This is a genomic window from Streptomyces sp. NPDC050988, from assembly GCF_044456225.1.
Lineage (GTDB): Bacteria > Actinomycetota > Actinomycetes > Streptomycetales > Streptomycetaceae > Streptomyces.
In genome coordinates this window covers 100761-112543 of the sequence record NZ_JBITFQ010000014.1, presented here as the reverse complement: position 1 = coordinate 112543, position 11783 = coordinate 100761, and the positions used below count along the sequence as shown (strand labels likewise).

The following is an 11783-nucleotide window of genomic DNA, read 5'->3' as shown; positions in this document are numbered from 1 at the left end:
GAAACCGCCAAGTACCCGCCCGGTTCACAGATCGAGGTCCGGGACGAGGAATGGCTCGTACGGAACGTGACGGGCACGGACCACGACGGCGACCGCCTCGACGTGGTGGGCGTCTCGGAGTTCGTACGGGACCAGGAAGCCGTCTTCTTCACCGCGCTCGACGACGTGCAGTTGATGGACCCGCGCCGCACCAAGCTGATCGCCGACGACTCCCCCACCTTCCGCCGCAGCCGCCTCTTCCTCGAAGCAGTCCTGCGCAAGACACCGCTCCCCCAGTCCGAGCGCGGCCTGGCCCTGGCGGACAGCTTCCTGCTCGACCCGCTGCCCTATCAGCACCGCCCGGCGCAGCTCGCGCTGTCCGGCAGGAACCTGCGCCCACGCATGCTCATCGCGGACGTCGTCGGTCTCGGCAAGACACTCGAAATCGGCCTGACGCTGGCCGAGTTGATCCGCCGTGGCCGCGGTGAGCGCATTCTTGTCGTCACCCCGCAGCATGTCCTGGAGCAGTTCCAGCACGAACTGTGGACCCGCTTCGCGATCCCGCTCATCCGCCTCGACTCGGTGGGCATCGAGCGCATCCAGCGTGAGATCCCGGCCGGCCGCAACCCGTTCACGTACTTCAAGCGTGTCATCGTCTCCATCGACACGCTCAAGAACACGGACCAGTACAAGCATCACCTGGAGCACATCCGCTGGGACGCGGTCGTCATCGACGAGTCGCACAACCTCATCAACCGCGGCTCGCTCCGCAACCAGCTCGCCCGCCTCCTCGCCCCGCAGACCGACGCTCTCATCCTGGCCTCGGCGACACCGCACAACGGCGACGCCCGTTCCTTCGCCGAGCTGATCTCGCTCCTCGACCCCGCAGCGATCCGCGACCCGGAGCGCTACGACGCGGACGACATCAAGCATCTCTTCATCCGCCGTACGAAGGTCAGTCCCGAGGTCCGCGAACAGATGAAGGGCCAGTGGGCGGACCGCGGCCCGAGCGAGTCCGTGCACTGCGCGGCGACGCCGGCCGAGGAGAAGGTCTTCGAGGAGCTGGCGCAGGTGTGGCTGCCGCAGGACCCGAACCAGTCCTCGGTGAGCGAGAGCCGCCTCTTCCCCTACACGGTGCTGAAGTCCTTCCTCTCCTCGCACGTGGCGCTGGCAGCGACGGTCAACGCCCGAATCAAGACACTCACCACGAAGGAATACGCTGTTCCGGGCCCCGAACTGGCCGCGCTGCACCGCCTGAAGGACCTCACCGCCGACATGTCGGAGGCGGACTCGGCGAAGTTCGCGGCTCTCGTGAAGCAGCTCCGGGCGATCGGGGTCGGTCCGAGGAGCGACACCCGGGTCGTGGTCTTCTCCGAGCGTGTCCAGACGCTGGAGTGGCTGCGCAAGGCCGTCCCGGCGACCCTCGGCTTCAAGGGAAAGGCATTGCAGGAGGCCGCACGCGTCATGCACGGCGGCCTGTCCGACGAGCAACAGATGCAGTGCGTCGAGGACTTCGGTCTGGCGGACACCCCGGTCCGCATGCTGTTCACGGGTGACGTGGCGTCCGAGGGCGTCAACCTCCACCGCCAGTGCCACCAGCTCATCCACTACGACGTGCCGTGGTCCCTGATCCGCATCGAGCAGCGCAACGGCCGTATCGACCGCTACGGCCAGTCCCACCAGCCGCAGTTCCGCGCGATGATCCTGACGAGCGAGGTCGACGGCGCGAAGGACGACCGCACGGTCGCCGAACGTCTCCTGGAGCGTGAGGACGAAGCGCACCGCAGCCTCGGCACGGCGGAGGCGGTCTCCGGCCTGTACCGCGCGGACGCGGAGGAGAAGTCCCTCATCCAGGACCTGCTGCGCGGCCGTACGGTCGACCAGTCCCTGGACGCGACGGCGAAGGCGGCCGCGGCAGAGGACTCCGGCACCGACTTCCTCGCGGACTTCTTCGGCGCCGTGGGCGACGACCCGGAGGAGGTGGACGACGAGGCGCCACCCGCCCCCGCGGACGCACCGCGCCTGTTCACGGGAACCCGTGAGTTCATCGACGAAGCGGTACGCGAGGTCTTCCCGGACGCGCAACGGCAACTGGACCTGGACCTGGACGCGGAGTCGGGCCTGATCTCCTTCAGGCCGCCGTCGGACCTGACGCACCGCATGAAGGCGCTGCCCCCGGACTACCGCCGCGAACAGCGCCTCCACGAACGCCTGTTGGTGACCCTGAACCGCAAGCTCGCCGATCTGTCACTGGTACGGGCCCGGGAGTCGTCGACGTCCAGCTGGCCGGAGATCTCGCTGCTGACCGATCTCCACCCGGTCGTCGAGTGGCTGACGGACAAGGTCCTGGTGCGCCTCGGCCGCCAGGAGGCGCCCGTCATCACGGCGGACGTGGACGCCCCGACCTATCTGATCCAGGGGATCTTCTCCAACGCGCTCGGCCGGCCGACCGTGGTCAAGTGGATGGCCGTACGGACCGGGGCCGAGCCCGAGGACATGGTGACGGTCCTTCGCCGCGCGGGCGTCGGCCCGACGATGGCGAACCCGCTCCGCTCCCACGACCTCGACGCGCTGAGCGCGGGCATCCCCGGCGCCCTGGAAGCGGCCGAGGACTTCCTGCGCCGCCACAGCGACGACTGGGACAAGGCGCTGCTCGACCCGATCGAGAAGTACAAGGAACGCCTGGGCGACTGGGAACAGCCGACGCTGGCGGGCGGGGATACCAAGTCCAAGCTCACGGGCCTGGCCGACTCGCTCCTCACCACCGGCCGCCCGATGCTCCGGGTCCTCGCCGTCCTCGACTCCGCCGCCTGATCCACACGAGGTTCTCCAGCCATGACCTACGACTCACTCGTCAACCGCGGCGACTACTTCTCGGCGCACTACCTGGCCGAGGTCTTCCCCAAGGATCTCAAGGCAGGTCTCCTCGCGACGTGGAAGGACCGCGAGGAGGAAGCCCGCGACACGGAGGCCGACCCGGACGCGCTGCCGGTGACTCCGCGCGTGGGCCTGCGGGAGCTGCGGCGCCCGTACTTCAGGGCGCGGGCCTTCTTCGCGGAGGCGGCGGCCGAACCGGACGACGCGACGACGTACGACTCACCGGCATGGCGTGAGCGGGCAGCGGAACTGAACACGTCGTTGCTGCGCGCGCTCGGCTACGACGCCAAACCCCAGACCCTGACCGTGGAGCGCGCCGACCACACGTACGAGGTCCAGGTCGCCCACGCCGAGACCGGGTTGGTCGCTCTGGACTGCGGGTGGGCCGCGGAGCCGGACGCGGCGCTGGACGCGGGCGGAGCGGGGCGGCTGCTGCACCGGATCGCGCTGGACGGTTCCACCGAGCTGACGACGGGTTCGAAGCTGGCCTCGTTCCTCTTCGCCTGCGAGGACGCGCCGCGGTACGTGCTTCTGCTGGTCGGCGGCGTGATCGTGCTGGCCGACCGGGCGGTCTGGGGAGAGGGCCGTTACCTCGCGGCCTCGCTGGACGCGGCACTGGAGCGCAACGACGCACGCGCGGGCGGCGAACTCGACACCCTGGCGGCCCTCTTCGGCGCGGACTCGCTCCGGACGCCGGAGGAGGGCGGCGAGAACCCTCTGGCCGGCCTCGTCGGCAAGTCCACGAAGCACGCGGTGGGCGTGTCCTCCGACCTGCGCGACGGCCTGCGCCTGTCGGTGGAGCTGATCGCGAACGAGGTCCTGGAGCGGATGCGGGCGGCCGGGGTACGCCCGGAGGATGTGAAGGAACTCCCCGAACTGTCCAAGCAGTTGACCAGGGAGTCGCTGCGCTTCTTGTACCGGATCCTGTTCCTGTTGTACGCGGAGGCGCGGCCGGAGCTGGGCATCCTGCCGTCGGACTATCCGGAGTACCACCAGGGGTACGGACTCGGCCGCCTGGGCGAGCTGGTGGCGGAACGGGACCTGGTCGGCGAGAAGGCGCGCGAGGGCTTCTACCTGTACGAGTCGCTGGACCTGCTGTTCCGGAAGGTCCAGGAGGGCTATCGCTCACGCAAGACGCATGGCGAGGCGGCCACGCCCGCATCCGGTTCCGTGTCCGAGGACATCGGGCTCCGCTTCGAGCCCCTCCACTCCAAGCTCTTCGAGCAGGAGTCGATCCGCCTGATCGGCGCCCGCTCTGTCGAGGACCCGCGCTTCGACGAGGACGAGACGGGCGAGCCGCGTTACGTGGACACACGCCTGCGCAACGCCACCCTGTACCGCGTCCTGCGTCTGCTGATGCTCACCCGCGGCAAGAAGGGCGAGCGCGGCGGCTTCATCTCGTACGCCCAGCTCGGCATCAACCAACTCGGCGCGGTGTACGAGGGCTTGATGTCGTACTCGGGCTTCGTGGCGAGCGAGGAGCTGTACGAGGTCGCGAAGGGCGGGGACGCCAAGGACGGCTCGTGGCTGGTGCCCGCGTCGAAGGCGGACGAGTACGCGGACTCCGTCTTCGTGCGGAGGAAGGACGAGGAGACCGGCGAGGAGGTACGGGTCCGGTATCGGCCGGGGTCGTTCGTGTACCGCCTGTCGGGGCGGGACCGGCAGACGTCGGCGTCGTTCTACACGCCCGAGTCGCTGACGAAGGTGACGGTGCAGCTGGCGTTGCAGCACCGGCTGGACCAGGACGGGTCGGAGACCGCGGCGCGGGAACTGCTCGACTGGAAGATCTGCGAACCGGCCCTGGGATCGGGCGCGTTCCTCAACGAGGCCATCAACCAGGTCGCGGCGGAGTACCTGCGTCGGCGGCAGGACGAACTGCGCGTCTCGATCGACACGGAGAAGTACGCGGTCGAGTTCCAGAAGGCCAAGGCGTACATCGCCCTGCACAACTCCTATGGCGTGGACCTCAATTCGACGGCTGTGGAACTGGCGGAGGTCTCGTTGTGGCTGAACACGATGCACCCCGGGATGGAGGCGCCCTGGTTCGGCCTGCATCTGAGGCGGGGCAACTCACTGATCGGCGGACGCCGGGAGATCTACGCGGCGGAGAGGCTGAAGAAGGGCGGCTGGCTGGGAGCCACGCCTGAGCGCTTCCCGCTGACGGAGGCGGGAGCGGAGGGCGGTGGCCTGCCTTCTGGTGCGGTGCACCACTTCCTTCTCCCCGCGAAGGAGTGGGGCGCGGTCGCCGCCGAGAAGGAGGCCAAGGCGCTGGCACCGGAGGAGGCGAAGGCCCTCGGCACCTGGCGGAAGGCGATCACCAAGTCTCCGTCGAAAAGGCAGACAGAACGGTTGCAGGGGCTGGCCCGGCGGGCCGAGTACCTGTGGGGGCTGGTCGCCCGACGCCTGGAGATCTCGGAGCGGGACATCTCGCGGCGGATCGATGTGTGGGGTGCGGACGACGGCTGGCTGCGCTCGCCTCGGGAGGCGGTGCCTCGCGAGAAGGTCCTCGCAGACCTGGAGGCGGTGGACACGCCGTACTGGCGTCTGAAGAAGGTGATGGACGCGTGGTGTGCGCTGTGGTTCTGGCCGGTCCAGGAAGCGGGGCTCCTCGACGGGTCCCATGAAATGTACGCGCGGGCGGCGGATGTGGCTGCGCGTGGGACGGCGTTGGGTGACGGGGCGGTAGGAACCGGGGATGTGCCGGACGCCGCCGAAGTGGTCCGTACGTATGAGGAGATGGACCTCCTCGGCAACGTCACGGTCCGCGAGGTCACGCGCGCCGACATCGACAAGCGCCGCAAGGGTTCCCGCAAGGAGGAGAAGGCCTTCGCCGGGCAGCGCCGGACCGTGATCCCACTGGCCGACCTGGACGACTGGCTCGACTTCGCCGAGGCGCTGTTGGGCACGCATGATGTTTCGGAGAAGTTCCTCGTCGGCTCGTTCGACACGCTCGACGAACTGGAGAGCTACGAGGACGAGTTGCCCGACTGGATGGGCATGGACCGGTACTACTGGCTGGAGAGCCGGTTCCCTTGGACGGCCTTGGCGACCGAGGTTGCCGGGCAGCAGGGGTTCTTTCATTGGGAGTTGGAGTTCGCGCAGGCCTTCTCTGCGCGGGGTGGGTTTGATTTGCAGGTGGGGAATCCGCCTTGGGTTCGGCCGCAGTGGCAGGAGGACCAGGTGCTGGCGGAGTTGGAGCCATGGTTCGCGCTGACCGAGAAGCCGAGCACGGCTGAATGGCGTCTCCGCAAGGAGGACTTGCTGGGCTCACGGTCGGACGGCCAAGCATTCCTGCTCGACGAACAGGCCGCCCATGCGGGAGCGGTCGCCATACTGAGCAGCCCCGTCACATACCCGCTCCTCCTCGGCACCCAAAGCGACCTCTACCGGGCCTTCATGGCTCAAGTGTGGCGGCACATCGCTCCACACGGCAGGGCGGGCATGATTCACCCCGACACGCACTTCGGGGGGGGTGAGGGAGGGTGCCATCCGAGCGTCTGCGTACCGACACCTCCGCATCCACGCACATTTCGTCAATTCGTCCAGATGGGCATTCGATGATTTGAACTGGTCGCAGGAATTCGGGATGCACATCTACGGCACGCCTCAAGAGCCCGATTTCCTCCACGTTAGCGAGCTGCGAGACGCCGAGGTCCTGCCTGCTTCACTAGCCCATGACGGAAGGGGCCCTGCGCCCGCAATCAAGCACAACGGCTCATGGGACATTCGGCCGCACCGCGAGCGGGTAGTGCACGTCAACATGGCCTTGCTGGCCAGTTGGCAGTCCCTGACAGGCTCAGCGGGAGCCGCGACTCAGACCCCTCTACTGTATCCAGTCCTGATTGGCGAGCAAGGGGCGATCGAAGCTCTAGCCACATATAGTCATAGCCTGGCCGACTACCACCCAATGACCTCAGGTGGATACCATGAAGCCAGTGCCAAGAAGGACGGGCTGATCCGCTGGGGCAATCACTCCGTGCCGGAGTTCATGGACGTAGTCCTCCAAGGACCACACTTCGCCTCGGCTCTCCCTTTCTCCAAGGAGCCGAAAATCCCGTGCCGGAGCAACAGGGACTGGGACTTGCATACGCCGACGAATCTGCCTAAGACCTGTGTCCCCGTAACTAACTATGTGCGCGCTACCGATGAGGCAACGTACCTAGCAGCCCAGGACTCCTGGCACGGAAAACCCTCAACCTCCTATTTCCGGCTACTTTGGCGTCGAAGGATCCCCTTCGATAGCAGCCGATGCCTACATGCCGCTCTCATTCCTCCCGGCCCCGCCCACATCGACGCCGTGCACTCGGCCTCGCTACCGGACGAGCGCCTAACGGTGCTCAACGCTGGCTTCTGGGCGTCACTTCCGCTGGATTATTTGCTACGTATCACCGGCCGCTCGGACCTTCGTGTCGCAGAGGCTCGCAAGATGCCAGCCCCTGATCCGGAGCATCCCTTCGCCGCCGCCCTTCTCCTTCGCACCCTGCGCCTGAACGCGCTCACCACCCACTACTCTCCGCTCTGGGCAGAGCTGTTCAACCCCCAATGGGCAGGCTACGAGGACTGGGCCAACCCTCACTGGCCCTTTCTGAGACCCCTTGCCGCAGAACTCAAGCCCTCCTGGGAGTACAGCACCCCCCTCCGTACCGAACACGAGCGCCGTGCCGCCGTCGTTGAACTCGACTCCCTCGTCGCCGTTTGGATCGGCATCACCGCCGACCAACTGTCCGCGATCTTCAAGTCACGCTATCCGCAGTTGTACGACTACGAGTCGGCAACCTGGTTCGACGCCAACGGCCGAAAGCTCGCCGCTAGCCCCTTCACCTACGGCCACGGCCAGACCAAGCAGGACTACCTCGACCTCCTGGACCACCTGGAAGACCCGGAGCACACCCCTCCCCCGGCAGGCTTCCAGGCCCCCTTCTACAAGGCCGACCGCGAAGCCGAAATGCGCGCCGCCCACGCCCACTTCAAGGCCCGCCTGGACGCCGAGATCACCGCCGGCCGCTGGTCCCCGCCTGCACCCGCCGCCGTCTCAGTCCCGGAGCCAGCAGATGCCTGACCCCGATCCGTGCGCGGGACCCGAGCACAGCCCGCCACCCCACACATGGCGGGCTCGGGCAGGCCCACGTCTGCCACTCGTTGCCCTGGAAGACCAGGACCACACGCCAGTGCCCCGCAACCGAACGTGGACGGTGACGGGGCACACCAGCGGTCGCGCTTCTCCTTACGCAGTGTGCTGGGCAGCAAAGCCGACGAACTCGGTCCAGGCATCCGGCGTGAGGCTCACTATGGGGCCCGCCTCGTCCTTCGAGTCGCGAACATGCGTGAGGCCCAGCCAGGATGCGACCTCAACACATTCGCCGCCATTGCCAGCGCTGTAACTGCTCTTGAACCAGACCAGCTCGTCATGGCCCGGCCTAGCCACTGCCCCACTCATCTCTCTCCCAACAACTTCTCGATCAACGAGAGCGATTCGGCCGGGGTGAGCGCCTGCGCGCGGAGGCTCCCGTACGCAGCCTCGATCTCCCGGACCTTCCCCCGCTCTGTGTGGACGTGACTGTCACCTTGGACTTCCGTGTAGGCGATCCTCCGCCCATCCTTGGTCTCCATCAAGGTGAACGGGCCAGCCAATCCAGCGTGTTCCGGGCGGGAGAGGGGCATCACCTGAATCTCGACGTTTCGCTTCTCCCCGGCGAGTAGGAACTGCTCCAGCTGGCCGCGCCAGACAGCTGCCCCACCAAGCGGGCGGCGCAGTACGGCCTCCTCGATCACGAAGCTCAGGTTCGGTGCCGGACGTCGGTCGAAAATCTCCTGCCTCGCCAGGCGGGCCGCTACTCGCTGTTCGACGACCGCTACTTCCAACAGCGGGCGCCACATGGCGAATACAGCCCCCGCGTACTCCTCGGTCTGCAGCAGCCCCGGTGCCGCCTGAGTCGCGTACACATGCAATTCGACCGCCTGCGTCTCGTGCTGGGCCGCATCCCGAAAGAACGCCGGATACTGAGCCCTCCCCACCTCCTCCTTCCCCACCCTCAACACCCCACCGGCATCGAGCACTTCATCGGCAAGGTCGATGAACTTCGGCGGCGGAATCCGCCTCCCCTGCTCAAACGACGCGATGGTCGACGCCGAGTACCCCGTCCGCGCCCCCAACTCGGCCCGGTCGAGCCCCGCCCGCTCCCGGCACAGTTTCAACTGCCGCCCGAACACATGCAGAATCCCCGTCCCGAACTCGTACTCGCCCTCCGCCTGTTGCGGCTCCTCCACGCCAGTACCTCCCGTACGCACCGCACGACCACCACCGCCGAACACCCCGCACTGCCACCGCTCCCGCGACCAACGCGCCGTGCGGGAGGCCGGTCACGCCGCACCCCGCGTACAACCGCGCACCGGCCGCGTACAACGGGCGGCAGTCAGCGCGTCGTGCCTGTTCAACGCTACGCACACTCCGTAACTGTTGACCGCATGAAGTCAGCAACTCCCCCACACGGGCATATGCCACAACGCACGGCGCTCGCACGTGAGTTCGCGATGCGGTTCACCTCAACCCCACGCGGCGCACGACTGGCCCGACGCCTCACCTCCCACCGGCTGAACGAATGGGGGTACCCCTACACCTCATCGGCCAACGAGACGGTCACCCTGATCACCGCGGAGCTCACCGCGAACGCCGTCCGCCACGGTCACGTCCCGGGCCGCGACTTCCAACTCCGCCTCACCGAGAACGGCGGCGGCGCCTTCCGGATCGAGGTCACCGACACCCGCTCCGAGAAGCTCCCCGCCCCGGAAACACCCGACCCGTACGGCGAGTCGGGCCGCGGCCTCCTCCTCGTCAACGCGCTCGCTGACGACTGGGGCGTCACCGCAGGCGCGACCGCCCCCGGCAAGACCGTATGGGCCGAGTTCCGCCCGGCGAGCGGGCCCACGCCTCGGAGGCGTACCCCGACGAGTACGGTCTGAGTCGGTTCAGCGGCCGGACGCCCGGTGGTGGAAACGACCGTGCCGCCGGGTTCGGCTACCCCCAGCCCACGGCGGATGCGAGCGCCCGCCCCCACTGCCCGGCCGGGCCCGGCCAAGAGAGGGGCGTCCAGAACGATGCCACCAAGAGGACGAGAGCCCCTCCCAGGCACACGATTCCTACGGTCCCGGTGGGTTTGAACTCGGAATCCCGGCCCAGCATCCCGACGACCACGAACGTCGCCAACACGAGCACGAGCAGATAGAGCAGCATGCCCACAAGGACCGTCACGGTGGTGAACGCGATGGCCCCCCAGACGGCCGGTTCAGTGGCGTACTCGGCTCTGTTCGTCGTGACGACGAGCATCGGTACGCCGGAAGGGATCACGGCGATCACACACGCCACACGGATCCGCCAACGCCTGGGCGGGCCGGGCACGGGCGCCCTCGGGTCAGGCTTTCGTGGCGCGGAGGTCGACGTGGAAGTCGGCAAGGACACGTCGCTGGGTGGGGCCAGATCAACCAGCGGTTGCGGTCCTGGAGGGGTGTCCTGGAGGGCAAATGCACCATCGGCGGCGGCCCCCTCACCAGGTCCGGCCTGCCGTACCACCAGTCCCTCGATGACGCGCGCGTCCGGCTCCGGGTCACCACCGCTCTGCCCGGTCAACTCCTCACCCAGCGAGCGCAGATCGTCGTGCACAGCCCCGAGTTCCGCCTCGGCCCGCTCCAGGAGTTCTGTGAACTGTTCGCCTTCCTCGTCCAGACGGAGTGCGCGCGCCGCCTCCTGATCGGTGCGGAGAGCTACGGCCCCCTGGGCCTGCTCCTCCTCCCGCAGGGCCCGTTCCTCCTCCCGCCGTTCCTCGGCTCGCCGGCGCAACGCCAGTTCCCGCTGCGCCTCCGTTAGCAGCGCCTCGGTCCTCTCCCGCGCCAGTTCGGCCTCACGCATCATCCGCTGCGCCCTGATGACGCGGTCTTCGGCCGCCCTCAGCTGCTCCTGTGCCTCGGCGAGCGCCTGGGCTCGTCCTTCGGCTCTCGCCCGCCGCGCCTCCCCCGCGAGTTCGGCGCAACGGGCCTGCCACTCCGCCTGGGTGAGGCTCAGGGTCCGGATCAGGAGGCCGACACGTTCCTGGGTGCGCTCAAGTGCCGACCTGTGCGCTCCCGCTTGCGCCATCACCTCTTCCGAGGCGCCACCGCCACCCTGAAAGTTCAGATTGGCGATGTACTGGTCGCCGCCGGACTGGTACACCTGCGCGTTGTCCGTCGCGCTTGCCCAGGTCTCCGCCTGCCGCCGGGCATCCCGGCCCGGTCCTTCCACGTCGCTCATCGTTCGGTGATGTGCTGGTCACCGACCGACTGGTAGATCCGGGAGCTTCCCGAGGCACGCGCCTCCAGCCGTACACCACCCTCGATCGCCTGCCGTGGCGCCTCGGAGCCCAGCCGGGCCAACAGCTCGCGCAGTTCCCCAGCGGCGCCCGGATGCTCTTCGAGCAGCCCGGCCACCTGCTGTTGCCAGCCCCGGGCGACGCCTTCCGCGGCTTCCGTGTCCCCGTTCTCCGCGGCCGTCAGCAGCGCCCGGCGGGACGTCTCGAGCTCCTGCTCGACATCATCCGCACTCTGGGGCCGGAATCTCCGCCATACGGTCACCATCCCGTCCCTGGCCTGCTGCCAGCCCTCGCCCACAAGAAGGGCCACCATCGCCGTCCCGGCCTCCCCGGCCAGTGTGAGCAGAAGCGGATCCATCGGTTCCCCCGAGATTCCAACGGGCCGGGACACGTGCCTCGTCCCGGACACGACGACACAGAACTGACTCACCGTAACGCAACCGCCCGGCGCACGCGCGGGGTTGATCCGGCGCGCCCGCGCCCCCGGCATGCCGTACGACAGGGCCGGTCGCGGCCCGTGGCGTACGGCAGAATTGGGGCCCCAGCCCAAGTCGCACAGACCACACGGAGCCATTCCGTCTACCGAAC

6 protein-coding genes and 1 pseudogene are annotated in these 11783 nt (G+C 68.0%); 3 read left to right on the top strand and 4 right to left on the bottom strand.

Features of this window, described 5'->3' with window-relative positions; genetic code table 11:
- The first annotated feature begins 30 nt into the window (after nucleotides 1–30).
- Together ACIBEI_RS27945 and ACIBEI_RS27940 are read left to right on the top strand one after the other, a co-directional pair.
- The gene (locus ACIBEI_RS27945) at nucleotides 31–2793 is read left to right on the top strand and encodes a DEAD/DEAH box helicase (protein ID WP_398893067.1); all 2763 of its coding nucleotides are present in this window, start codon (nucleotides 31–33) and stop codon (nucleotides 2791–2793) included.
- A 21-nt stretch (nucleotides 2794–2814) separates the two neighbouring features.
- A pseudogene (locus ACIBEI_RS27940) lies at nucleotides 2815–7915 on the top strand (class I SAM-dependent DNA methyltransferase).
- 165 nt (nucleotides 7916–8080) lie between these two features.
- On the opposite strand, the gene ACIBEI_RS27935 reads toward ACIBEI_RS27940, so the two are convergent.
- Both ACIBEI_RS27935 and ACIBEI_RS27930 read right to left on the bottom strand, forming a co-directional pair.
- Complete coding sequence (locus ACIBEI_RS27935; protein ID WP_398892996.1) at nucleotides 8081–8293, bottom strand: DUF397 domain-containing protein; 213 nt, start codon at nucleotides 8291–8293, stop codon at nucleotides 8081–8083.
- Nucleotides 8290–9123, bottom strand: a complete 834-nt coding sequence (locus tag ACIBEI_RS27930) for a helix-turn-helix domain-containing protein (protein WP_398892995.1) — start codon at nucleotides 9121–9123, stop codon at nucleotides 8290–8292. The genes ACIBEI_RS27935 and ACIBEI_RS27930 overlap by 4 nt, the downstream gene beginning before the upstream one ends.
- Before the next feature lie 264 nt (nucleotides 9124–9387).
- Between ACIBEI_RS27930 and ACIBEI_RS27925 the strand changes: the two genes are divergently transcribed.
- Nucleotides 9388–9816: an ATP-binding protein gene (locus ACIBEI_RS27925; RefSeq protein WP_398892994.1), complete on the top strand. Its 429-nt coding sequence runs from the start codon at nucleotides 9388–9390 to the stop codon at nucleotides 9814–9816.
- A 55-nt stretch (nucleotides 9817–9871) separates the two neighbouring features.
- On the opposite strand, the gene ACIBEI_RS27920 is transcribed toward ACIBEI_RS27925, so the two are convergent.
- Both ACIBEI_RS27920 and ACIBEI_RS27915 read right to left on the bottom strand, forming a co-directional pair.
- Complete coding sequence (locus ACIBEI_RS27920; RefSeq protein ID WP_398892993.1) at nucleotides 9872–11137, bottom strand: hypothetical protein; 1266 nt, start codon at nucleotides 11135–11137, stop codon at nucleotides 9872–9874.
- A complete protein-coding gene (locus tag ACIBEI_RS27915; RefSeq protein ID WP_398892992.1) occupies nucleotides 11134–11553 on the bottom strand; it encodes a hypothetical protein in 420 nt (139 codons plus the stop codon). The genes ACIBEI_RS27920 and ACIBEI_RS27915 overlap by 4 nt, the downstream gene beginning before the upstream one ends.
- Nucleotides 11554–11783: the final 230 nt, after the last annotated feature.